General features: G+C 34.5%; 30 protein-coding genes and 2 riboswitches. Of the genes, 20 read left to right on the top strand and 10 right to left on the bottom strand.

Annotation, left to right across the window (positions count from 1 at the left end):
* The first annotated feature begins 12 nt into the window (after positions 1–12).
* The 5 genes from MHH96_RS20930 (at position 13) to MHH96_RS20910 (ending at position 3,428) form a co-directional block, all read left to right on the top strand.
* Positions 13–1,083, top strand: coding sequence for an AAA family ATPase (locus tag MHH96_RS20930; RefSeq protein ID WP_341117938.1), 1,071 nt, complete (start codon positions 13–15; stop codon positions 1,081–1,083).
* Positions 1,080–1,748 (top strand): DUF3226 domain-containing protein, encoded by a 669-nt coding sequence (locus MHH96_RS20925; protein WP_341117937.1) that lies wholly within the window; start codon positions 1,080–1,082, stop codon positions 1,746–1,748. The genes MHH96_RS20930 and MHH96_RS20925 overlap by 4 nt, the downstream gene beginning before the upstream one ends.
* Before the next feature lie 120 nt (positions 1,749–1,868).
* Entirely contained in the window at positions 1,869–2,183 is a 315-nt protein-coding gene (locus MHH96_RS20920) for a hypothetical protein (RefSeq protein ID WP_341117936.1), read from the top strand.
* A 12-nt stretch (positions 2,184–2,195) separates the two neighbouring features.
* Positions 2,196–2,462, top strand: a complete 267-nt coding sequence (locus MHH96_RS20915; RefSeq protein ID WP_341117935.1) for a holin — start codon at positions 2,196–2,198, stop codon at positions 2,460–2,462.
* A gap of 123 nt (positions 2,463–2,585) precedes the next feature.
* Complete coding sequence (locus tag MHH96_RS20910) at positions 2,586–3,428, top strand: glycoside hydrolase family protein (RefSeq protein ID WP_341117934.1); 843 nt, start codon at positions 2,586–2,588, stop codon at positions 3,426–3,428.
* 83 nt (positions 3,429–3,511) lie between these two features.
* Here the strand turns inward: MHH96_RS20910 and MHH96_RS20905 are convergent, their stop codons facing one another.
* On the bottom strand, positions 3,512–4,012 hold the full coding sequence (locus tag MHH96_RS20905) for a hypothetical protein (RefSeq protein WP_341117933.1): 501 nt from the start codon (positions 4,010–4,012) through the stop codon (positions 3,512–3,514).
* A gap of 19 nt (positions 4,013–4,031) precedes the next feature.
* Complete coding sequence (locus tag MHH96_RS20900; RefSeq protein WP_341117932.1) at positions 4,032–4,550, bottom strand: hypothetical protein; 519 nt, start codon at positions 4,548–4,550, stop codon at positions 4,032–4,034.
* Positions 4,551–4,804: 254 nt separating this feature from the next.
* On the opposite strand from MHH96_RS20900, the gene MHH96_RS20895 reads away from it, so the two are divergent.
* Positions 4,805–4,942: a hypothetical protein gene (locus tag MHH96_RS20895; RefSeq protein ID WP_341117931.1), complete on the top strand. Its 138-nt coding sequence runs from the start codon at positions 4,805–4,807 to the stop codon at positions 4,940–4,942.
* On the opposite strand, the gene MHH96_RS20890 is transcribed toward MHH96_RS20895, so the two are convergent.
* Together MHH96_RS20890 and MHH96_RS20885 are read right to left on the bottom strand one after the other, a co-directional pair.
* Positions 4,914–5,270: a hypothetical protein gene (locus tag MHH96_RS20890; protein ID WP_341117930.1), complete on the bottom strand. Its 357-nt coding sequence runs from the start codon at positions 5,268–5,270 to the stop codon at positions 4,914–4,916. The genes MHH96_RS20895 and MHH96_RS20890 overlap by 29 nt on opposite strands.
* 14 nt (positions 5,271–5,284) lie before the next feature.
* Positions 5,285–5,614, bottom strand: a complete 330-nt coding sequence (locus tag MHH96_RS20885; protein WP_341117929.1) for a YolD-like family protein — start codon at positions 5,612–5,614, stop codon at positions 5,285–5,287.
* Positions 5,615–5,791: 177 nt separating this feature from the next.
* On the opposite strand from MHH96_RS20885, the gene MHH96_RS20880 reads away from it, so the two are divergent.
* Entirely contained in the window at positions 5,792–6,043 is a 252-nt protein-coding gene (locus tag MHH96_RS20880) for a hypothetical protein (RefSeq protein ID WP_341117928.1), read from the top strand.
* An 87-nt stretch (positions 6,044–6,130) separates the two neighbouring features.
* Here MHH96_RS20880 and MHH96_RS20875 read toward each other — a convergent pair whose 3' ends face one another.
* The 3 genes from MHH96_RS20875 to MHH96_RS20865 form a co-directional block, all read right to left on the bottom strand.
* Positions 6,131–6,835, bottom strand: a complete 705-nt coding sequence (locus MHH96_RS20875; RefSeq protein WP_341117927.1) for a ribonuclease — start codon at positions 6,833–6,835, stop codon at positions 6,131–6,133.
* Between the two features lie 98 nt (positions 6,836–6,933).
* A complete protein-coding gene (locus tag MHH96_RS20870) occupies positions 6,934–7,254 on the bottom strand; it encodes a DUF771 domain-containing protein (protein WP_341117926.1) in 321 nt (106 codons plus the stop codon).
* Between the two features lie 19 nt (positions 7,255–7,273).
* On the bottom strand, positions 7,274–7,567 hold the full coding sequence (locus MHH96_RS20865) for a DUF771 domain-containing protein (RefSeq protein WP_341117924.1): 294 nt from the start codon (positions 7,565–7,567) through the stop codon (positions 7,274–7,276).
* Positions 7,568–7,735: 168 nt separating this feature from the next.
* On the opposite strand from MHH96_RS20865, the gene MHH96_RS20860 reads away from it, so the two are divergent.
* The 8 genes from MHH96_RS20860 to MHH96_RS20825 are packed head-to-tail and all read left to right on the top strand — an operon-like array spanning position 7,736 to position 11,303.
* The gene (locus tag MHH96_RS20860) at positions 7,736–8,131 is read left to right on the top strand and encodes an ATPase, T2SS/T4P/T4SS family (protein ID WP_341117922.1); all 396 of its coding nucleotides are present in this window, start codon (positions 7,736–7,738) and stop codon (positions 8,129–8,131) included.
* Positions 8,118–9,155 carry a competence type IV pilus assembly protein ComGB gene (gene comGB, locus MHH96_RS20855; RefSeq protein ID WP_341117921.1) on the top strand — a complete coding sequence of 346 codons (1,038 nt, stop codon included), beginning with the start codon at positions 8,118–8,120 and terminating at the stop codon, positions 9,153–9,155. The genes MHH96_RS20860 and comGB overlap by 14 nt, the downstream gene beginning before the upstream one ends.
* A gap of 13 nt (positions 9,156–9,168) precedes the next feature.
* Positions 9,169–9,483: a competence type IV pilus major pilin ComGC gene (gene comGC, locus MHH96_RS20850; protein WP_047941179.1), complete on the top strand. Its 315-nt coding sequence runs from the start codon at positions 9,169–9,171 to the stop codon at positions 9,481–9,483.
* The gene (comGD, locus tag MHH96_RS20845; protein ID WP_082138260.1) at positions 9,480–9,917 is read left to right on the top strand and encodes a competence type IV pilus minor pilin ComGD; all 438 of its coding nucleotides are present in this window, start codon (positions 9,480–9,482) and stop codon (positions 9,915–9,917) included. Before comGC ends, comGD begins: the two co-directional genes overlap by 4 nt.
* The gene (locus MHH96_RS20840) at positions 9,901–10,224 is read left to right on the top strand and encodes a hypothetical protein (RefSeq protein WP_047941177.1); all 324 of its coding nucleotides are present in this window, start codon (positions 9,901–9,903) and stop codon (positions 10,222–10,224) included. The genes comGD and MHH96_RS20840 overlap by 17 nt, the downstream gene beginning before the upstream one ends.
* A complete protein-coding gene (gene comGF, locus MHH96_RS20835) occupies positions 10,221–10,673 on the top strand; it encodes a competence type IV pilus minor pilin ComGF (RefSeq protein ID WP_341117920.1) in 453 nt (150 codons plus the stop codon). The genes MHH96_RS20840 and comGF overlap by 4 nt, the downstream gene beginning before the upstream one ends.
* A 6-nt stretch (positions 10,674–10,679) precedes the next feature.
* On the top strand, positions 10,680–11,060 hold the full coding sequence (gene comGG, locus MHH96_RS20830; protein WP_047941176.1) for a competence type IV pilus minor pilin ComGG: 381 nt from the start codon (positions 10,680–10,682) through the stop codon (positions 11,058–11,060).
* A gap of 54 nt (positions 11,061–11,114) precedes the next feature.
* Positions 11,115–11,303: a YqzE family protein gene (locus MHH96_RS20825; protein ID WP_047941175.1), complete on the top strand. Its 189-nt coding sequence runs from the start codon at positions 11,115–11,117 to the stop codon at positions 11,301–11,303.
* Between the two features lie 63 nt (positions 11,304–11,366).
* On the opposite strand, the gene MHH96_RS20820 is transcribed toward MHH96_RS20825, so the two are convergent.
* Both MHH96_RS20820 and MHH96_RS20815 read right to left on the bottom strand, forming a co-directional pair.
* Entirely contained in the window at positions 11,367–12,164 is a 798-nt protein-coding gene (locus tag MHH96_RS20820) for a YqhG family protein (RefSeq protein ID WP_047941173.1), read from the bottom strand.
* The gene (locus MHH96_RS20815) at positions 12,133–13,845 is read right to left on the bottom strand and encodes a DEAD/DEAH box helicase (RefSeq protein ID WP_047941172.1); all 1,713 of its coding nucleotides are present in this window, start codon (positions 13,843–13,845) and stop codon (positions 12,133–12,135) included. The genes MHH96_RS20820 and MHH96_RS20815 overlap by 32 nt, the downstream gene beginning before the upstream one ends.
* A gap of 292 nt (positions 13,846–14,137) precedes the next feature.
* Positions 14,138–14,229: riboswitch (glycine riboswitch) on the top strand.
* Between the two features lie 2 nt (positions 14,230–14,231).
* Positions 14,232–14,319, top strand: a riboswitch (glycine riboswitch).
* Between the two features lie 102 nt (positions 14,320–14,421).
* Here MHH96_RS20815 and gcvT point away from each other — a divergent pair.
* The 3 genes from gcvT to gcvPB are packed head-to-tail and all read left to right on the top strand — an operon-like array spanning position 14,422 to position 18,377.
* Positions 14,422–15,522, top strand: coding sequence for a glycine cleavage system aminomethyltransferase GcvT (gene gcvT / locus MHH96_RS20810; protein ID WP_341117917.1), 1,101 nt, complete (start codon positions 14,422–14,424; stop codon positions 15,520–15,522).
* A gap of 58 nt (positions 15,523–15,580) precedes the next feature.
* Complete coding sequence (gene gcvPA / locus MHH96_RS20805) at positions 15,581–16,927, top strand: aminomethyl-transferring glycine dehydrogenase subunit GcvPA (RefSeq protein WP_047941170.1); 1,347 nt, start codon at positions 15,581–15,583, stop codon at positions 16,925–16,927.
* Positions 16,920–18,377, top strand: coding sequence for an aminomethyl-transferring glycine dehydrogenase subunit GcvPB (gene gcvPB, locus MHH96_RS20800; protein WP_047941169.1), 1,458 nt, complete (start codon positions 16,920–16,922; stop codon positions 18,375–18,377). Before gcvPA ends, gcvPB begins: the two co-directional genes overlap by 8 nt.
* A 105-nt stretch (positions 18,378–18,482) precedes the next feature.
* Here the strand turns inward: gcvPB and MHH96_RS20795 are convergent, their stop codons facing one another.
* Positions 18,483–18,860, bottom strand: a complete 378-nt coding sequence (locus tag MHH96_RS20795; protein ID WP_047941360.1) for a rhodanese-like domain-containing protein — start codon at positions 18,858–18,860, stop codon at positions 18,483–18,485.
* A gap of 209 nt (positions 18,861–19,069) precedes the next feature.
* Here MHH96_RS20795 and MHH96_RS20790 point away from each other — a divergent pair, with 209 nt between their 5' ends.
* Positions 19,070–19,906 (top strand): lipoate--protein ligase family protein, encoded by an 837-nt coding sequence (locus MHH96_RS20790; protein WP_047941167.1) that lies wholly within the window; start codon positions 19,070–19,072, stop codon positions 19,904–19,906.
* A 532-nt stretch (positions 19,907–20,438) separates the two neighbouring features.
* On the top strand, positions 20,439–22,991 hold the full coding sequence (locus MHH96_RS20785; RefSeq protein ID WP_144545202.1) for a vitamin B12-dependent ribonucleotide reductase: 2,553 nt from the start codon (positions 20,439–20,441) through the stop codon (positions 22,989–22,991).
* Positions 22,992–23,009 lie beyond the last annotated feature (18 nt).

Genomic DNA, 23,009 nt, shown 5'->3' with positions numbered 1-23,009 from the left:
GGCGATAAAATAATGATTAAATCAGTGGATATAAAAGATTTTAAAGGGTTAAATGAAATTAATTTAAAAGACTTGTCTATGATTAATCTTTTTGGAGGGAAAAACAATGCAGGTAAAACGTCTATATTGGAAGCGTTGTTTATGTTTTACGATAGATTAAATCCTAACATGTTATTAAGACAATATAATTGGAGAGGTATTAGTGAGTTATCTTTAACACCAGAAACTTTATTTGCTCCGATATTTAATAATTTTGATCTTAATAAAGAAATTTTTATTGAGGTTAGAAACGAGAAAAGCTTAGTAGATTCAATGAAAGTGAGTTTTAAGGAAGATAAGAATATTTCAATCCAGTCATCTAATAATTATGGGCATATAAGAACAGATGAGAGTCCTGTTATTCCTAATTATCTGTCCTTAGAATATGCAGGTAGTACCCATAAAAGACAAGAAGTTAAGCTGATACTTGATAATAATGGAATACAATTAAATGCTGAAAATGCTAGTACGCATGGAATAAGAGCATCTTTTTTGGCCTCAAAATCACATTCAAATCCACATGAAAATGCAGTTATTTATGGTGAATTAGACATTAAAGGACAGACTGGTATTATTATCAAATGTTTGCAGATTATCGAACCTAGACTTATTGATATTTCAACTGTTGCTTTACCCAATGGTACAACAATGCTATATGCTAATATTGGTTTAGGTAAAAAAGTTCCTATTTCATATATGGGAGATGGAATTTCTAGGTTGCTATCAATCATACTAAGGATAGTTTCTATGCCGAATGGTGTGTTATTAATTGATGAAATTGAAAATGGAATTCATTATTCTACCTTACCAAAGATTTGGGAGATTATAAGTACTGCTGCTTTGGAATATAATTGTCAAATATTTGCCACAACGCACAGTTATGAATGCTTAAACTCTTGTTTAGACGGCATAGTTGAAGATTGTAAAGGGAAATTTAGATATATAAGAGTTGAACGAGCAAAAGATGGAGATAAAATTATACCTAAAAACTTTGATTATGAAGTCCTTGAGTCTGCTATTGATCGTGGATGGGAGGTTCGATGATGCCATTATTACCAGGAAACAGAAGACAAGTTATTGAAGAAGATGGGGAAATCACAAAATCTAAGCTCTTACTAGTCGAGGGCAAGGATGAAACACTATTTTTCAATGCTCTATTCAAGAAAAATCAGGAACTTGTTAGTATGCTTGATGATGTTCAAATAGTTGAATTAGGAGGGATAGAAAGATTAAAATCCGAACTCTTAGCTCTAAAAAACCGTACAGGTTTTGATGATCTTGTTGAATCTATGGTAATAATTCGAGATTCTGATGGAGATTTAAATGCGGCTTTTCAAAGCGTTTGTCATATACTAAGAAATTTAGGGCTACCTTACCCAAACGATCCAGGAACATACAGTGAATCTTCATCGTTAAAAGTAGGTGTTTATATAATGCCTGGGGATGAGGATGGTGGTACGATGTTGGAAGATTTATGTCTTAGAACTCAACAAGAAAATCCTATAATGACCAGTGTTAACAGTTTTTTTGAGTTACTTGAAGACAACGTTGATGAAATGCCAAGAAATCTTCCTAAAGCAAAGTGTCAAGTGTTTTTAGCTTCAATGCCGAAAATAGTTAGTAGTTTAGGCTTAGGAGCACAAAAAGGATATTGGGATCTAAATCATGATTCCCTATCGTTTTTAAGAAACTTTCTAATAGAATTATAGATTGATTAAAGGATTCTTCCACAAAGGAGAGTTCTTTTTTATTACCTTTAAGGAGGTGAGCCCACTTGATTACAGAGAGAAAAGGGGGATGGGAAAATGCCAGCGCAGGAGGGTTTGACATTGGAAAAGAAAGTTGAAAATCACGAAGAAAGGTTGCAGGAACTTGAAAAGTACAGGGTGGAACAAGAAAAGTTAAATACTGAAATTCGTAATCAATTAACAGTAACGGAAAACACGGTATTAAAAGAATCAGGTAAGCAACAAGAAATGACTCAAAAATTAATTGATCACGTATTGGAAAATGATACTTTTTCTCGCCAATCAGCAAATGATCGTAAAAACTTTACCCAACAGCAAATATGGAAAGTAGCAGGAGTCCTCGCAGGAAGCGGAGGGCTTCTTTATTTGTTAATCGAAAAATTATTTACACAATAAGGAGTGTTAGAAATGGAAATAGTATTATTATTTGCAACTATCTTATCACCAATCGTAGCTGCATTAGTGGAGCTTGCTAAACAAACTGTAAATATCAAAAAGAATTACTTACCATTGATTGCTTTAATCATTGGTATTGTCGTTAGTATTGTTGCCGCACCGTTTACCGACTTAGATTTGCCTTTACGTCTGTGGAGTGGAGCATTTGCAGGACTTGGAGCAACTGGATTATATGAACTTGTAGCTAAAAGAGATGGAAGTACAAAGAGTGACCAATAGGTTGCTCTTTTTTATTGAGGTGATTGTATGTTGAAACAATGGTTATTGATTTTATCGCTAGTCTTTAAGGCTGAAGAAGATCCCGACATTATGGACGAAAAATATTAATTGGGAGGGGTAAAAATGAAATTATCTAATACTGGCTTATCTTTAATTAAGTCGTTTGAAGGTGTACGTCTAACTGCATATAAAGCAGTTCAAACGGAAAAATATTGGACAATCGGTTATGGCCACTATGGTCCTGATGTAAAACAAAATATGAAAATTACACAAGCGCAAGCAGATGCATATCTAAAATCAGATGTTGCACGGTTTGAGAAGGCAGTAAACGAAAATGTAAAAGTACCACTTAATCAAAATCAATTTGATGCGCTTGTATCATTTACTTATAATTGTGGTGAAGGTGCATTACAAAGAAGTACTTTGCTTGAATTACTAAATCAAGGGAAATATGAAGAAGCAGCTGATCAGTTTGATGTATGGATAAAATCAGGAAATAAAGTATTAAACGGATTGGTTAAAAGAAGAGCGAAAGAGAAGGAATTATTTCTTAGAGACCTTCCAGAAGAGAAAGTGGAAAAGCCAAAGAAAACAACTTCTTCTGCAAAAGATAATGTAAAAACTTATCAAGTAACTAAACAACATAATGGTTATGCTACCGCAGCTGATGCTAAGTCGAAGAAGGACAAAAAGACAACCGTACCAAAAGGCAAGTACTATGTCTTTAATGAATCCCAAGGCATGATTAATGTCACAACTAAAAAAGGGGTGCCAGGTAGCTGGATTAATCCTTCAGAAACTACTGCTAAAGCAACTAAGCCAGATTATCACATTGTAAAGAATAATGAAAACCTTACTAAGATTGCTAAGAAATATAAAACATCAGTAGCAGCAATTCAAAAGTTAAATCCTAGTATTAAAAACCCTAATTTAATCTATCCAAAACAAAAAATCCGCATAAAGTAATGCAGATCTATATAAGTTGTACGGCATGAATACCTCACATAAATGCCCTTCTCTATAGAGAAGGGCAACCAGTAAATTCCTAATCAATCTTGCAATAGTATTATCTCATCAAATAAATTCACGTAGTTTATAAGTTTGTTTTTGTCCTTTTCTGTTAAATAAAAAAGAACGTTATCACCAAAATCTTGTGAAGTATATATTGGTACATTTGATTTATCTAAAATTACAAAATGAAAAAAAGGAGTAATAGTTTCTATATCTTTGTTGTAACTTTTATTAAATAAGTCTAGTACCTTATCACAAATCCTAACAGAAATGATATTGAGACCATCTTCTTTATCGATAAAACTCTCGTGATTTAAAGTTGTTAATATATCTATTCCGTATCCAGAGGATGGGTAACCTTGATTAGTTTTTAAAATGTCATCTTTCCAATATTTAAATTGGATAATAGAACCGATTGATAAAAAGTAATTAGTAATATTATTCCAATCTTTTCGATTTTGAATATGTTTTCTTTGGTATTCATCTTCGTCATCTTCTGTATTACTTAAATTTAATATATAATTATAAAAACTTGTCAAATTTATCACCTCATGATTATTATACCGCTGCAAGACCTATAGCGCTAACTGGCCAAAATGCCCACACTATTATAACAACGCCAGCAGCAACAGCAACTGTTTTTGCAATTTCCCCCGCAGTAACGCCTTTCATATCTTTTATTAATTTTTGTTGCATTTCGGATTGAGCAGAAGCTTTACTATATCCTGATTTACAATTTTTCCAACTTTTCTTTTTCACAGTATCATGGATATAGTAACATACCTTTGTTCCAGATGTTTTTGCAGAAATATGATAATTAGCTTTATGAATGGAAAACTTCCCTCTAGAATCCTTCTTATATATATGAATATTAACATGGTTTATTTTTTGAGTTTCTGGCCATGGCCCAGCCCATCCTTTATGTATATTTGTTATATCGATTTTATATTTTCCTGCAAAATATTGTTTATACAATCCGGCAGATCCAGCAGCACTTGCTTTGAACGGGGTTAATAGATTTAAGGACACTATGAAGGCTATTAAGATTATAAAGATTTTTTTGCTAGACTTTCTCATTACTAACACTCCTATTTCGAATTTGTTGTTAGTTTAGATCTGATTGGTATTAATTGTAAAGTTTGATAATTATACATTTTTCACCATTTTATTTACTTAATATGGTATTTTCTCTTCCTTTAACTTAAATTCTTTTATTTTTATTTTTTTTTTAGAATGAAAAATATTATATAATTTAGTGTTTTGTCCATTTTGTGAACTGGAAGGAATATCTGCTTAAAATAAAGAAGCCTCCTATAGAAAGGAGGGATAAAATGACCGATTATGATTTATTACTCCAATTAAAAGAACAGTATGAATCCGCGAAAGACGCCTCAGATTTAAAAATTCTAATTGAAACGTTCTTAAATAACTTCCTGCAGATCAATGACGATGTAAAAAATATTGATTAAGTAGCTTTTCCGTGTTGTTTCTTAGATTATCATTAAAATATCTATGCACTTCATGGTAACCATTGAAATAGAAATTGTACTCGGTAAAATAACCATCGTTATCGCCTTTTGTTAGTTTCCACTTACGTTTATACATTGTCGTTTTATTCTCTCGCATGTCCTTTTGAACTTTCTTCATCGTGTGTACGATTAAGTTTAAGTAGACTTGCTTAAGTTTAAACGGTGCAGTCTCAGCTACTTTATAATCACGATCAAGTACAGTAAGAAGCATCGGTAAATATATAGCATTTTCAAAAATGTCTCTTTCTTCCTCAGATAATCTACTCATTATTTCTACTCCATTTATGCTCTTTCTACATCAACTAATTTTCTAAATGATACGTAATGTATATAATCTTTTTCGTCTTGTATACGCAGCTGGTTGTTTAAATAATCTATGTAAACAGTACGGCCAATCAAAGTATCTATATAACCGTTGTTATAAAGGCTAAATTTAAGAAGCTGATTATATTCCATTGCTTCATGTATTAGTAAGTCTATATCGTTTAATTTATTTTCATCTAAAACAGGTTGTTCAATCTTATCTTGATTATTAATTTCATTTTTCACAGCTGCTACATGTTCAGGCAGCATCATTGCTACCCATTTTTTCGTACCCCGGTCTTTTAACATATCCCCATCTCCTTTTCGATAGGATAATTATATAAGAACGATTGTTCGGTTTCAACATTGTTTTCGAACGTATATTCGTATATAATGATAGGGATTATCAAGAAGATTACTTAGCTTCTTAATGTTATATTTTGAAGTTAGAAGGGGGGATATAAACTGAATGTTATTGATGTTCAAGTGAATGTTAACCAAGCTGAGATACGTTCTTATATTAACCAAAAGTTAGAAGAACAATTAAAAGAAGCTTTGTTTACTTGGGATTTAGATCAAATGTCTAAGCGAACTTGTATGAGTAAAACATTTTTAGAAAATGAGTTTCTTCATGATTCTAGAATGAGGTTACTAGAGAGACGCAAAGCAAAAGGAAAAAGGTTTTGGTTCTATGAAGAATCAAAGCAAGTAATGAGAGAAATTATGGATGAATGGTAAAAAATAAATTAATAAGAAGCGTGGACAGACGCTACATTAAATGCACAGCATAATAATAGCCCAACTCGTTTGAGAAGGGCTGTTTTTTTATTTTTCTTCTTTCTTTATTAATCCAAGTTTATTTTCTAATTTTGTAAGAGTAACTGCTGCATTAAGTACATATTTATCGGATAATTCAATGGATTTTTTTGCTTCTTCAAATCTTGATTCTAAGTCTGCTACACCATCTATCGCTTGATTGATTGCACGAGCAGCATTACTTCTGTAAGAAACTGCTTGTGAAAAGTTCTCCCTATATTCTTCTAGTTGTTTATTATTATCGTCATTTAAACCTTTTGCTTTCCAGTCGATAATTTTTAGGTTTAGATTGTCATATCCTTCTTGAACTTTATCCATTTCACCTTTTATTTCCTTAAACTTATTTGGATCATTAGATATTTTGCTCATTGCTGGTTTCCAATTTTCGTTCCAAATCTTATCGTATTCAGTCATAAAAGGTTTAATTTTCTCGTCATATATTTTTTTGTAGTTCTTTATTTCTTGTTCTGTTTCATCATTTTTCGGTTCTTCTTTTTTCTCTATCTTCGGCGTTGTCGCTACTTCCTTAGTTTTAGAATCAACTTTTTCTTCTTTTGGATTATCTTTTTTTACTTCTGCATTTTCTTTAGGTGAATCAATCTTTCCGTTATCAGCTAAATCCTGAATTGCTCCGATTAAAGCTAATACAGCGATAATCCCTACATAAAACCACCATTTCTTAAAAATACTCTTTTTCTTTTTTGTCTCTACCAAAGTTATTCCCCCTACTTTTGTTTATCTAATGATATCTTATAGTTAGTGATTATAAGATACTATAATTTCGACAAAAGTAGACAAAATGCTACACAGAATTATTTCGTGAATATAGCTGTAAAGTTTACATCAAGGAACTTAGTCATTTTGGAAGCTTGGAAAACCCAGGTTTGCCCTTTAACTTTTGGATAAAAAACAAAACCGCCATTTTCAGCATCCAGAATTTTTCGGAATTGACTTGGATACAAAATATTTTCTTTAATCCACTCACTTTTTCGAGTGGTCTTTTGCTCCAAGTCTTTCATGTTCCAATAAACACCTTTTAGTTCATTATATTTCATTTCTTCGTATTCCACTTTTTTGATTAAAACCATATCATCAGGAATTTGAATAGTTAATGATACATTTAATTTTTGCATGTATTGCTTTTCACCATCCTCAAAAGGCTTTTCGTTTAGTCCTATTCATAAACCAATCATTGATAAATGCTTTTGCTTCTTTCGCTCTAAACATCCACTTGTTACCTTCTTTAATGGCTATTTGTTGATCAACCATTTCATAAAGGAAATTGTTTTTAATCCATTCATCAGATCGTGACCATTCTTTACACAATCTTTGCATATCCCAAATGGTTCCAACTTCCTCCTTTTCCTTTAAGATTCGAGAAACTTCTTCACTAACCAATTTTCTTAATACATCTTCTGGAAGAGTTATTTCTATTTTGTTTTGCACTTTTTAACCTCCAAACGTAATGTTAATTTCAGTATTTTTTTGACTCCTTTGCATCATATTTCAATTCATATAAATCATCAACTTTACATTTCAAAAGGGAAGCTAGTTTAAAAGTTAATTTTAAATGTGTTGAAACAGATAGGTGGTGCTATTTAGAAGGTATTTAAAATGCATGTGTCTATTATAATATCTAAACATTTAGTATTGAGCACCATGCATACGAGGGATGCGAAAGGTGCGATTCATCGACTGCTAGAATTTGGTATTAAGGAGACTGAAATTGAACAAACCTTAATTGCTATTACTGCTCAAAGACTAGTTGAAATGGTGTGTCCATTTTGTGATCAAGATTGTTCTCCTAACTGTTACCGTTTAGATAACCGCTTAAAACGATCAACCGTGTTTGAAATGATAACAGGCAGGATGATTTCTGATATTCTCTATAACCGAAGAGAATATCAGAGAGCGAACTATAAATCACTAGGAGATATTATTTCCAAAGGGATAGCGCTAGGTTATATAAAGAAAGGAGAATATGAACGGTGGATTTATGATGAAGAATAATCATGCATGGTCTAATATAGAACAAGCGAAATTTTTAAAGTGTATTGGTGAGCTGCTGGATAGAGGTTATTCGATGGCAGAGGCAGTCCAGTCTTCTCGTTACTATATGCCTGATCGTCGATTGGAAGATATTAATGCGTGTTACGGTTCTTTAAAAGGAGGAGAGTCGTTTTTTGAGAATCTAGTAAGATTCAATTTTGATTATCAAGTGATAAGTTTTGTTTACTTTGCTGAAAAGCATGGCGGATTTGCTAGTGCTTTTCAAGATGCAAGTAGAATGATTCAGAATAAGCAAGATACGATAAAAAAATTAAAAAAAATCCTTACTTATCCTCTTTTTCTTTTGTGTTTTACCTTCGTTTTATTTTTCTTTGTTCAAAGTATCCTCATCCCGAAGTTTAATTCTATCTTTTTAACGATGAATATTAACAAGAATTTCTTTCTCCTGTTTCTCCAATTTATTGGTCACATTATTCCATTTCTTCTTGTTTTCTTATCCCTATGTTTTATTTCCGCGCTTCTCTACTATTATTTTTCTTTTCGAAAATTAGATGTTATTAACCAAATAAATGTACTAGCGAGTATTCCGATGATTGGGATATTTGTTAGACGTTATTTTTCCTATCTACTATCCGTACAGTTAAGTTATTTATTATCAAGTGGTTTTTCGATTTATGAGTGTATGCAATTTTTTCTTGAAAATAAGGAGCAAAAACTATATTCCAAAATAGGCGAAATCACTATTTCACAGTTAAAAAAAGGAGTGCGACTTGAACAAGCTTTTGCTTCCTTTGATTTTTTGGAAAAAGAGCTATTACAAATTATTCAGCACGGCCAGGAAAATGGAAAGCTTGATCAGGAATTCTATTATTTCGGTAACTATTGCTTAACACAAATAGAAGAAAATTTACAAAAAACATTAAAAGTCCTTCAACCTACATTGTATACAGCTGTTGGAATTCTAATAATTTCTATTTATTTATCTGTGTTAATGCCAATGTTTCAATTACTGGACGGCTTTTGAAAGGAGAAAAAAAATGAAGAATGAGCAAGGATTTACCCTAATTGAAATGATGATTGTTTTGGTAGTTATTTCCATATTATTAATTATCACCATTCCCAATATAACCAAGCATAATTCCAAAATCAATAATACTGGGTGTGAAGCATTAACAAAGATGGTACAAGCAGAGGTTCAATCTTACTATATAGAACATAAAGCATATCCAGAGAATCTTGCTAAACTAGAAGAGGAAAATTATATAACAGCAGACCAAAAAAAATGTCCCAATGGCAAGGAGTTAAATATTAAAAATGGAGTAATTACGACATCAGGTTCAGAAAATCCATGATAAATAATCAAAGAGGCTTTACGTTAATGGAAATGCTTGTTGCCATGTCTTTACTAGTTGTTCTTTCCTCTCTATCCATATTCCTTGTTACTTCCCAACAAACTTCTCTTAAAGAAACTCACTTCTTAGCGCAATTGGAAGGTGATCTTTATTATGCCCAAGCGTTTGCGCTAGAAAATCAAATCCCCATTCAAGTGAGGATATATCCAACTTTACATTATTACTACATGCGTGCTGATGCTGATACTGGGAATATTGTGGAACGTTATTATGCAGATGATGTTATATTTTCTACTAACGCGACACTTTCTTTTAACATTAATTCGAATGGTAATTTTTCGAAATTTGGCACATATGAATTTAGAATTGGTAAACAACCCTATAAATTAACCGTTTTAATAGGGAAAGGACGATTTTATGCGACTAAATTGTAAAGGCTTTATGCTGCCGGATTATTTATTGTCCTTTACGATATGGCTGTTAATAGCGCTAACATGGATGCCGGTTTATATCCATGTGTTAAAACAGCTAGAAGATTCCGCGGATAGCAGGCTAGTAAATGAATTGTTTTATAACCATTTAATAGAGCTTAAATTAGAGGAAGTGGAGAGAGGGAATACGACGATTGAAAAAGAAGGAACAAGCTACTCGATTGTCTGGGAAAAAGATAGTATTGTCTGTTTGCAATATAAGGATGTATTTCAGAAAAACAAAAAAATCTGTGAAGTGTGGAAAGAATGAACAAATTAATACTTCATAATAATAATAATAATAAGGGCTATGTGTTGGCAGAAATGCTTCTTTCCTTTTTTATTTTCACGATTATTCTTACTCTCCTGTTAACTCCTTTGCGACTTATGCTTGACAAGCAGTTTTCGGAAAAAGAATTACAAGAAATGGAGTGGGAAGTGTTCATTCTTGAATTAAAAAAAGAAACAAAAATGTCACAAGGAATTTCTGTTTCAAACAATAAATTGGTACTCTATGTGGATGGCAGGGTTGTTACTTATGAAAAATATGGAAGCAGTGTTAGAAGGCGAGTAGATTCAACAGGGCATGAGGTAGCATTACAAGCCATTAACAAGGTAGAATTTATTATGCAGAAGAACGGATTTCGGGTTAAGGTAGTAGACCGATTTGGTATGGCAAAAGAGACTAGTATAAGATCTTATCTTACCTTTTTGGAGTGATGGGAATTGATTAAGAACAATAAAGGATTTATTTACCCATTATCTTTATGTGTATATATCCTTTTTATCCATTTTTTATTTATACTATATGGAATTTATGTAAATAAGAAGGGGATAGATTCAGGAGTCAAAAATAGCAATATTCAAGAATATTATTTTTTGTCTTCCTTAAAAGAAATCGAGCTAGACCTTTCAACAAAAGAGAATCCTGACCTTTCAGGTACAAAGAATTTTTTACATGGTAATGTCTTTTATACAATTGAAAAAAATTCGCGTACTACTTTTAAAATCGATTATCAATTAAAGATGCAAGATGGGATAAAGCCGATTTATGCGATAAGTTACTTTGATATAGAGCAGAATAAAATGACGAAATGGGTTGAATGAATAAAAAACAAACGATAGGGCTATCCTAGTACAAATGCTAGAGTAGGTGATTAGATGAATACCAATGATTATGTGAAGTATTTAACCCAAACATTTGTCCAGTACATGGATCAGCCCAAAGAAGAAAGAAAAAAATTAAGAGCGGAAAGAAAAGGACTGAAAGAACCTTTCATGCTGAGGTGGTTTGGGATTTTACCTTATTTAATTTTATTCAGTTTCAAGCGTAGAAATGTAAAGAGATAGGTTTGGAAAGGAGTAGATGCTGCTTATGACAGCAATTTACTCCTTTTTTAATAAAGCTGATCTTTACGAAACAGCTTCTGAAGCCAAATAGAAGAGCCCGCCATTAATAATCGAAATATTAATCTTTGGCTCATATTGTTCCTGCAGGGCTAACCTTTCCGTTTCCAAAGTTTCTTGTTCTTCTTCCATATCCTCATAAAAATGCTCTAGCAATTCTAAATCCTTTTTCCACCTTTGCTTCGCTTCTTCTGCCCATAAATGCTCTTCTGATAATAAAGATTGTTTTATCATATTCTCAATTCTTGTTATCCCACTTTTCGGCATGATTAAGGGAGAGAGCGTAAATGCATAATCAGGAATTTTGGCAGAAAGGTTCATTTTCTCCACTTTTGCCTGGAAATCTGTTGCTATTTGGCCATTGATGAGCTGCAGTCCAATCGATTGAAATACGTCTCGTTTTCTGTCACATTGATAGGAAATTTTCACATTAAGAGCAAGCCATGGTTGTAAAGGGGTTTGCTGCTTTCCATATGCTATCTTATTTTCATATAAACGAATATACTTTGATAAATTTTTTGCAGAAGCAAAAAGTTGATGAAGACGGGGAGACCCAAAGTGGATCAGTTCACCCTTCAAATCCTCTGGTGCCAGCTTTGGATCAGTAATGAGGGTTAGACTGGCAGGATTCGGAACGCCGCCAGTCTTTTCAAGATAATGCCAATAAAAAGGTCGATTCATTAACTCCTTGTCCATTTCAATTGTTAATTGGACAGTTAGATAACCAGGTTTATTCTCCACTATCTCACAATCATTTGCGACAAAAAATCGTTCAAGAAATTGATGAATTTCCTGTTGCTTCATATGGCTCATCCTCCTTCATACTTTGTGCGAATTCAATCATGCTTGTTAAATTATCCATTTTTATTTTCATTTCTCCTTCTGATTTAGAGTGGGAGAAAATATCAATCATATAATCATCCATATTGCCAAAATCCAATTTCGTCAAAATATCATCTAGCTCGCCAATAACTTTTTCAAAAAGATGGATTTTTTCATAAAGTAATTTTAAAATATGATCTTCCACTGTGTCTTTTACGGCAAAATTATAAATCTTCACATCTTCTTTTTGACCAAGCCGATGAATCCGGCCAATTCTTTGCTCCAATCTCATTGGATTCCATGGTAAATCAAAGTTTATAATATGATGACAAAATTGGAGGTTGATTCCTTCGCCGCCGGCCTCTGTGGCAATTAATACTTGTGCATGATTCTGGAAGAGATCTCGCATCCAATCCTTTTTGCCGCGTTTAAATCCACCGCGAAATGGAACAGATGTAATACCGTGCTGCTTCAAAAACCATTGTAAATAAAGTTGTGTAGCCCTATATTCGGTAAAGATGATTACTTTATCATTAATTTTCTTAATAAGCTCTAGTGCCTTGTTTGCTTTTGAATTTTGCTGAACCGCTTCTACTTTTTTTACCAGTTCTTGTATTCTTTGTTGGAATTGTGGTGTTGGATTTTCCACTTTCTTCACCATGTTTTGCAGTGTATAATACACTGCTTCTCTGCTGGAACACGCCTCTCTTTGTAATGTAATCATTGAAAAAGGACTGCGGGGATTTTCGATGTTGCTAGAAAGATTGGTTTCAGTTTTTAAATCTGCCAGTCCTTCATACAATGCTCTTTCTTCTTTTGTAAATTCAATAGGAACGGCTTCAACAATTCGTTTGGTCCATTCAATCCCTGTATCATGGCGTCTGTTTCTGATCATGACTTTATTGACCAATGCTTTTAGATTTTCATCATCATCAATGGAGCGAGCATCTTTTTTATATTTTTCATAGAAAGATGATTCGCTTCCTAGATGACCTGGCTTTAATAAAGATACTAAATTAAAAATTTCGCTAATTCTATTTTGGATAGGAGTAGCTGTTAATAGCAAACAAAATTTCTTTTTTAAATTTTGGACAAACTCATAGTTTTTTGTTTTATTATTTTTGAGTTTATGCGCCTCGTCAATAATCACCAAATCATAGTCCAGATTGTTTATAATATCACGATGCGGCTGTCTTTTTGCTGTATCAATAGAAGACACGACAATGTCGCATTGCTCCCAAACATAACTTTTGCGCTGAACCATTGCGGGAATATAAAATTTACTATTTAACTCATAAGCCCATTGTGTGACAAGAGAGGCAGGAACTAAAATCAGCACCTTTTTTACTAAACCACGAATCATGTATTCTTTTAGTATCAATCCTGCTTCAATCGTTTTTCCAAGACCTACTTCATCTGCCAAAATAGCTTTTCCATTCATATCTTCTATTACTTTTTTCGCAACCTCCAGCTGGTGAGGCAATGGAGAAAGGTCTGATAGGTATTTAGGGGCTTGGAGACCTTCGAATTCTGGTATGATATTATGTTGTTCCACTTCTACTGCTAGCTTATATAGTTCCCAATTGGCCCATGGACCATCATCTGAAATTCGCTTTAATAGCTGATCATTCCACGAATCATCAAAATTGATTTGGAGTGTCATCGTTTATTCATCCTTTCTAATGTTTCCTCTGGTAAAGCTAAAATGTTATGTATATGAGAAATAAAAAAAGAAAGCTAGTAAACATAAAAACTTATTGCCACCTTTTCATTCGGATGTTAGGATAAAAGGGTAAAAAAGTTTTTAATTTTGTCACAATTTATTTATATTGGGACAAAATATGAACATTAAATGAGAAAAAATAAATATTAATCGTATTTTGCTAATTACATAAACAAACATTATTTCTGGTAGTATTTAGTATGACCAATGGAGAAAATTTTATGAATCGCGGATGAGAAATAGGGGAGAGACTACGTTTGTAGCGCCGAAGGAGCAAGCAATATTATTTGTGAATCTCTCAGGCAAAAGAACTCTATTTGGACGCAGCTCTGGAGAGTGCTTACAAGTAAATGTGTAAGCCACCAAAGGGGACAGCCGACATTATCGGTAAACTTTCAGGTGCAAGGACAGAGCCCTTACTTTTTTAAAAGGGGGGTTTCTGTCTTTTTTTGCTGCCATTTTATGATATGCAATAAATGAGAATGTCTAATACATAGGGGAATGGAGTGCTGTTCATTGACTTTATTAAAGCAAACACCGTTATACGAAGTGTATAAACAGTATGGCGGAAAGACAATCGATTTCGGAGGCTGGGATTTACCTGTACAATTTTCTGGCATAAAACAGGAGCACGAGGCAGTTCGTACAAAAGCAGGCTTATTTGATGTTTCCCATATGGGGGAAATCGAAGTTAAAGGGAACGATAGTTTAGCATTTCTGCAAAAAATGCTTACAAATGATATTGGAAAAATCAATATTGGTGCTGCTCAATATTCAGCAATGTGCTATGAAAATGGTGGGACTGTAGATGATTTATTAACATATAAGCTAGCAGAGCATCACTATTTATTAGTTGTAAATGCATCCAATATCGAAAAGGATTTCGAATGGTTACAAAAGCATGCAAGTGGGGATGTACTCTTAACGAATTTATCTCAAGATTTTGCTCAATTAGCACTGCAAGGTCCATTGGCAGAAGAAGTGCTAAGAAAAATAAACCCTTCTATTGATTATGCTTCAATAAAATATTTTCACTTTCAGAACAAGGTGAATGTAGCAGGTAAAGAAGTTCTTTTATCCCGTACTGGCTACACAGGTGAAGATGGATTTGAAATTTATTGTAAAAGTGAAGATGCTATTGACTTATGGAGTGAAATATTGACAGCAGGAGAGCCGTTAGGCGTACTTCCGTGTGGATTAGGGGCAAGGGATACTTTGCGCTTTGAAGCAGCACTTGCCTTGTATGGGCAAGAATTAACCGCTGATATCTCTCCATTGGAAGCCGGGATTGGATTTGCGGTTAAAGTAAATAAAGAAGCAGACTTTATTGGAAAAGAAGCTTTAATGAAGCAAAAAGAAGAAGGACCGATTAGAAAGTTAGCCGGTATCGAAATGGTAGATAGAGGAATACCAAGACATGGCTATAAGGTATATGCAAACGGATTATGTATTGGAGAAGTAACTACGGGTACACAATCACCAACCTTAAAGAAAAACATTGGTCTTGCATTAATTCAAAGTGATTATGCAGCAATAGATACAGAAGTAGAAGTCGAAATTAGAGGAAAGTATTTAAAGGCAAAAGTAACTAAAATTCCTTTTTATAAACGAAAATAATTTTTAATCTTTTTTTCTACAAATAAATCAAATGGGCTAATGACTGGGGGAAAAACGAATGAAGCATCGTTATTTACCGATGACGGAACAGGATCAAAAGGAAATGTTAGCGGCAATAGGGGTAAGTTCAGTAGAAGATTTATTTTCAGATATACCAGAAAAAGTGCGTTTTCAAGGAAACTATTCGATTAAACCGGCAAAAAGTGAATCAGCTTTATTGAAAGAATTAACAAAACTTGCCCAAAAGAATGCTGATGCAAAAGCGAATGTTTCTTTTTTAGGTGCAGGAGTTTATGATCACTATTCGCCTGTTATTGTCGATCATGTTTTATCACGATCTGAATTTTATACAGCCTATACTCCATATCAACCAGAAATTTCTCAAGGGGAATTACAGGCTATTTTCGAATTTCAGACAATGATATGTGAACTGACGGGAATGGACGTAGCAAACTCTTCTATGTACGATGGGGCAACGGCATTAGCAGAAGCAGGAATGTTAAGTGCAGGTACGACGAAACGGAAGAAAATTCTTCTCTCGAGTGCTGTCCATCCTGAGGCAAAAGAAGTAGTGAAAACCTATGCAAAGGGACAGTATATTGAGGTTATCGAGATTCCGCATAATGAGGGAATAACAGATATAGAAGCATTAGAGGAAATGGTAGATGATACAGTTGCAGCTGTGATGATCCAATATCCGAACTTTTTTGGGAGAGTAGAGCCGCTTAAGGATTTAGAAGCAATTATTCATGCTCATAAATCATTATTTGTTGTATCTAGTAATCCATTAGCTTTAGGGGCGCTGACTCCCCCAGGAAAATTTAATGCAGATATTGTCGTGGGGGATGCGCAGCCTTTTGGAATTCCAATGGGCTTTGGAGGTCCACACTGTGGTTATTTTGCTGTAACGTCAAAATTAATGCGTAAAGTGCCTGGGCGTTTAGTAGGGCAAACTGTAGATGACAATGGTCAAAGAGGTTTTGTATTAACACTGCAGGCGCGAGAACAACATATTCGCCGTGACAAGGCAACTTCTAATATTTGCTCGAACCAAGCACTTAATGCATTAGCTGCTTCCGTTGCTATGACTGCACTTGGAAAACATGGTGTGAAAGAAATGGCGATTGCTAATATACAGAAAGCACATTATGCTAAAACCAAATTAAAGGAAGCTGGATTTGAAATAGTGTATGAAGGACCTTCCTTTAATGAGTTTATTATTAAATGTAATTCCTCTATTTCGGCAGTAAACCGAGCATTATTAGAAAAAGGTATAATTGGTGGCTATGATTTAGGAAGAGACTTCAAACAATTAGAAAATCATATGCTCATTGCAGTAACCGAATTGCGTACAAAAGAAGAAATAGATGAATTCGTTGCAGAAATGGAGGATTATCATGTCTAATCAAAATCAACCTCTTATCTTTGAAAGCAGTACACCAGGCAGAATTGGCTATAGTTTGCCAGAAATGGATATTCCGGCAGTAGATCTTACACAATTACTGCCAAATGATTATATCAGAGAAGAAAATCCAGAATTACCAGAGGTCTCTGAATTAGATATTATGCGTCATTATACTGCATTGTCCAAACGAAATCATGGCTTGGATTCTGGTTTTTACCCACTAGGTTCGTGTACGATGAAATATAATCCGAAAATAAATGAAAATGTGGCAAGATTCAATGGGTATGCCCATATTCATCCGCTCCAAGAAGCGTCATCTGTACAAGGGGCTCTTGAGTTAATGTATGATTTACAACAGCATCTTGTTGAAATCACAGGGATGGATGAAGTAACCTTGCAGCCAGCTGCAGGTGCACATGGCGAGTGGACTGGGTTAATGTTGATTAGAGCATACCATGAAGCAAATGGAGATATGCATCGTACAAAGGTAATTGTTCCCGATTCTGCGCACGGAACCAATCCTGCTTCGGCAACCGTTGCTGGCTTAGAAACAATAACGGTTAAATCAAATGAACATGGACTTGTTGATCTAGTTGATTTAAAACGTGTAGTAGGAGAGGATACTGCAGCATTAATGTTAACAAATCCTAATACTTTAGGTCTATTCGAAGAAAATATTCTAGAAATGGCGGAAATAGTCCATAATGCCGGTGGAAAATTATATTATGATGGCGCCAATCTAAACGCTGTTCTTTCTAAAGCAAGACCTGGAGATATGGGTTTTGATGTTGTTCATCTAAATTTGCATAAGACATTTACAGGACCGCATGGCGGCGGTGGACCGGGTTCAGGACCGGTAGGAGTGAAAGCTGATTTGATTCCATTCTTGCCAAAGCCAGTATTGACCAAAGTAGGGGAAGAATTTGTATTAGATTACAATAGACCTCAATCGATTGGCAGAGTGAAGCCGTTCTATGGTAATTTTGGGATTAATGTCCGTGCTTACACGTATATCCGTTCTATGGGGCCAGATGGCTTAAAAGCGGTCACAGAAAATGCTGTATTAAATGCAAACTACATGATGCGTCGATTGGCTGAACATTACGATTTGCCATTTGATCGTCATTGTAAACATGAATTTGTGTTAAGCGGAAGACGGCAGAAGAAACTAGGTGTGAGAACACTTGATATAGCCAAAAGGCTGCTGGATTTTGGCTATCATCCACCTACTATCTATTTCCCGCTTAATGTAGAGGAGTGTATAATGATCGAGCCGACTGAGACCGAGTCAAAAGAGACATTAGACAGCTTTATCGATGCAATGATTCAAATTGCAAAAGAGGCAGAAGAAACACCGGAAATCGTTCAGGAGGCTCCACATACAACGGTAATCGGTCGCTTGGACGAAACATTAGCAGCGAGAAAACCTGTTCTGCGCTATACAAAGTAATTCGTCAGTGCTATGAAGCTATTTATATTTAAGTAATAAAAAAGCTGATGTCCATGTAAATTGGCATCAGCTTTCTTCTATATAATAATTCCTATAAGAGCATTATTATTTTTTTGCTTTAATTTTCCCTGTCCACTTTTTAAATCCGCCTTCTAATTGGGTTAAATCTTTGTACCCTTTACGATATAGAAATTGAGCTGCTCTCCCGCTTCTCATCCCATTTTGACAGTATAGGTATACTGGTTTATCAGGACGGATTTCACTTTTTCTCATCTTTAGCTGTGATAGTGGAATATTTCTTGCGCCAAGTACATGTCCTGCCTCATATTCGTTGGGTTCACGTACATCAATTAATTGTGCTTTTCTGTAGCCTTGACGGAATTCATCTTGGCTCACAGTTTTAACAATTCGGCGTTGATACAGCCACATCACTAATGAATATACAAGGAATGCGACTAAAATGATGAGAAGAGTATAAATCATTGTCAATTCTCATTTCTCCTTTCAATTACTTGCACTATCTCTATTATATCTATCAACTGGTATAGTAGTAAAGTAAATACTTACATGAGTCTTCTAAAGTTTCAAAGAATACCACTTTTCTCATGCAAGTTACTTTTAAATAATCTGATATTTTGATATCCTTAGTAAGGATTTAGGAATACATCATACATAGAAAAAGAGGGTTCATCATGGTAAAAGAAACATGGAGATTTATTGATTCAGGCAATCATTCTCCTTCTTTTAATATGGCATTAGACGAAGCTTTATTAGAATGGCATTCTAAAGGAGTTTTTCCGCCGGTTATCCGTTTTTATGGCTGGAATCCTGCTACTTTATCTATTGGATATTTTCAGAAGGTAGAGAAAGAAATTGATTTAGATGCAGTGAAAGAATTGGGACTTGGATTTGTTAGAAGACCGACAGGCGGAAGAGGTGTACTGCATGAACACGAATTAACATACAGTGTTATTGTGTCAGAAGAACATCCTAATATGCCTAAAACAGTTACAGAAGCATATCGTGTAATTTCGGAAGGTATTTTAAAAGGTTTTCATTTTTTAGGTTTGGATGCTTATTTTGCAGTGCCGAAAACAGAAGAGCAGCGAAATAATTTAAAAAGCCCAAGATCCGCAGTATGCTTTGATGCTCCCAGTTGGTATGAATTAGTTGTGGAAGGCAGAAAAGTTGCCGGAAGTGCACAGACAAGACAGCAAGGTGTAATTTTGCAGCATGGTTCCATTTTACTTGATTTAGATGAGGATAAATTATTCCGTTTATTTAAGTATCCAAATGAACGTGTCAAAGAGAGAATGCAAAAAGCATTTAAGAGTAAAGCGGTGGCAATTAATGAGTTAACCACAAGAAATATTACCATCGAAATGGCGAAAGAGGCCTTTAAAAAAGGTTTTGAAGTAGGATTAAATATTCAATTAGAAAACTATCAACTAACAGATGAAGAATTAGGATATGTTGAAAAAATCGCCAAAGAAAAATATGAAAAAGATGAATGGAACTTAAGACGATAACATCCTTAAACACGAAATTCTTTTATTAATGGAATTTCGTGTTTTTCTTTTGTAGACAAATGTTTATGTAAAAATATTTTGAGCTATTATCTCAATCGATTAAGCGCTCTATACCAATGGCTTATGCTTTTTTGTATGCTGCAAGTGCAAAAGAAGTTGAAAATCCTTTTAAATAACCAGTTTTCTTCATTTCTCTTACCTTTTCTTTAAAATTTACTTATTTTATCATTTGACAAATTGGTTAACACTCTATCCATACACAATATATAGATGTTTTATGTTTGTTTATATACTATATATTGATTTCGCTGTTTTGGTGTGATAGATTAAGGTTATTGCAATACTAGACACCTATTGATAGATTTATCCCACTCTTAAACTTCTATAAAGGAGAGAAGGATAGATATCAACTGTTTGGAAAGGGATGTATGGTTCAATTAACCATGGTTATGGATGGGAGTTCTTATTTAAGTATAAAAGAAATTTTTCATCAATTAGATAGCATTTTTATATGAGTGAAGGAGTTGTCCGTATGTCTACAATGTTAAGTCGGGGTATTAAATTAAATGTTGAGAAACTGAATAAGGATATTGCTTTATTTCCGGAGGTCTATCCAATTACTCTAGATATGAAGCTAACACATAAAGGCGTTTCTCGACTAGTAATGCTTGATCGTTATACGTATAAAGATACAGAGAAAATTACATTAACTGCTGGTGATTTTGTGGTTTTAACTATTAAAGAGGACCCTAAGTTTCCAGCAAGAGGACTTGGATTTATTCAAGAAATTGATCATGTCTTAAACACAGCAACAGTGTTAGTAGAAGAAGATTATCGTGGTGTGCTGGAAGGAAAAGAAGCAGAAACAGGAGTTGTCATTCGTTCTTTAGATGTTATTGAAAAACCATTGGAGATATATTATGAGCAAATCGCTAAGCGTAATGCAACTGGTCTAGCGTCAGTAGAAAAGACGGAAGAGAAAAGAAAAGAATGGTTCGAAAAGTTTTACCAGGAGCTTGTTAATTTGAACTTCATCCCGGCTGGTCGTGTGTTATATGGAGCAGGTGCAGGAACGGATGTTACATATTTCAATTGCTATGTAATGCCTTTTGTTCCAGATTCAAGAGAAGGTATTTCCGAGCATCGTAAGCAGGTTATGGAAATCATGAGTCGTGGAGGCGGTGTAGGAACAAATGGATCTACATTAAGACCGCGGAATACATTAGCAAAAGGAGTTAATGGAAAATCTTCAGGTTCTGTTTCTTGGTTGGATGATATTGCAAAATTAACCCATTTAGTAGAGCAAGGTGGATCTCGTCGTGGTGCTCAAATGATTATGCTAGCTGACTGGCATCCAGATATTATTGAATTCATTATTTCGAAAATGCAAAATCCTCGCATTTTACGGTTCTTGATCGATAATACACAAGACCAAACCATTAAAAAATATGCACAAGATAAATTAAAATTTACGCCATTAACGGACAAAGATCGTGCCATGTATCGAGGCATTCTAAATTATAAGAATATCCCTGGCCAAGGTGGTTTTAACGAGGAAATTTTCAGGGATGCAGAAGAAAAGCTTTCAATCGGAGGGACATATTCTGTTCATCAGACAGAATTTTTAACTGGCGCAAATATTTCTGTCTGCTTAACAAAGGAATTTATGGAAGCGGTGGAGAAGGATGAAGAATATGCACTTCGTTTCCCAGATGTAGAAAGTTACGATAAGGAGCAAATGCAGCATTATAATGAAGAATGGCATAAAGTTGGTGATGTAAGAGAGTGGGAGGCAAAGGGAAATAGAGTTCGTATTTATCGTAAAATGAAGGCAAAGGAATTATGGAACCTAATTAATATCTGTGCAACTTATTCTGCAGAGCCCGGTATCTTCTATATTGATAATGCAAATGAAATGACAAACGCAACTAGCTACGGTCAAAAAGTTGTCGCGACAAACCCATGTGGTGAGCAGCCGCTGGCACCATATAGTGTATGTAACCTTGCTGCTGTTAATCTTGCAGAAATGGCAGATAAAGAAAACAAGACTGTTAATTTTGAGAAGCTTAAGAAAACAGTAGAAGTAGGCGTAAGATTGCAGGATAATGTTATTGATGCCACACCTTACTTCTTGGAAGAAAATAAAGACCAGGCTCTAGGAGAGCGTCGTGTTGGACTTGGAGTAATGGGTCTTCATGATTTACTCATATACTGTGAAACAGAATATGGCAGTGAAGAAGGAAATGTTTTAGTAGATAAAGTATTTGAAACGATTGCAACAACTGCATACAGAACATCGATTGACTTGGCAAAAGAAAAAGGCAGCTTCCCATTCTTACAAGCAGAAACAGAAGAGGGAGAAGCGGGATTACGCAATGCTTTTATTCATACTGGCTACATGAAAAAAATGCCTAAGGATATTAGAGACAATATTCTTCAATATGGTATCCGTAATTCCCATTTACTAACTGTTGCACCAACCGGAAGCACAGGTACAATGGTTGGGGTATCAACTGGTCTGGAACCATACTTTTCCTTCTCTTACTTCCGCAGCGGGAGACTTGGAAAATTTATCGAAGTAAAAGCAGATATTGTTCAAGAATATTTAGATGCACATCCAGAGGCAGATCCAGATACTCTTCCCAATTGGTTCGTTGCTGCAATGGATCTGGAACCTGAGGCTCATGCTGATGTACAATGCATCATTCAACGATGGATTGACAGCTCTATTAGTAAAACGGTAAATGCGCCAAAAGGTTATAGTGTAGAGCAAGTTCAGAAAGTATATGAGAGATTATACCGTGGCGGCGCTAAGGGTGGTACGGTATATGTTGATGGTTCACGTGACAGTCAAGTGCTTACATTAAAGGCAGAAGAGAATACATTCGAAGATATACTACTACAAAAACAGGAAAAAACACATGTTGTACTTGTTGATACAATAAATGAATTGCAATCAACAAACGTAACGATTGGGTCAGAGATAGGCGATACTTGTCCTGTATGCAGACAAGGCGTCGTCGAAGAAATTGGTGGCTGTAATACTTGTACGAATTGCAACACACAATTAAAATGTGGACTTTAATAAATATTAGGTATAGAA

The organism is Niallia sp. FSL K6-0212, assembly GCF_038007605.1.
GTDB classification, from domain to species: Bacteria; Bacillota; Bacilli; order Bacillales; family Cytobacillaceae; genus Niallia; species Niallia circulans.
This window is presented reverse-complemented; position numbering and strand designations above follow the sequence as displayed.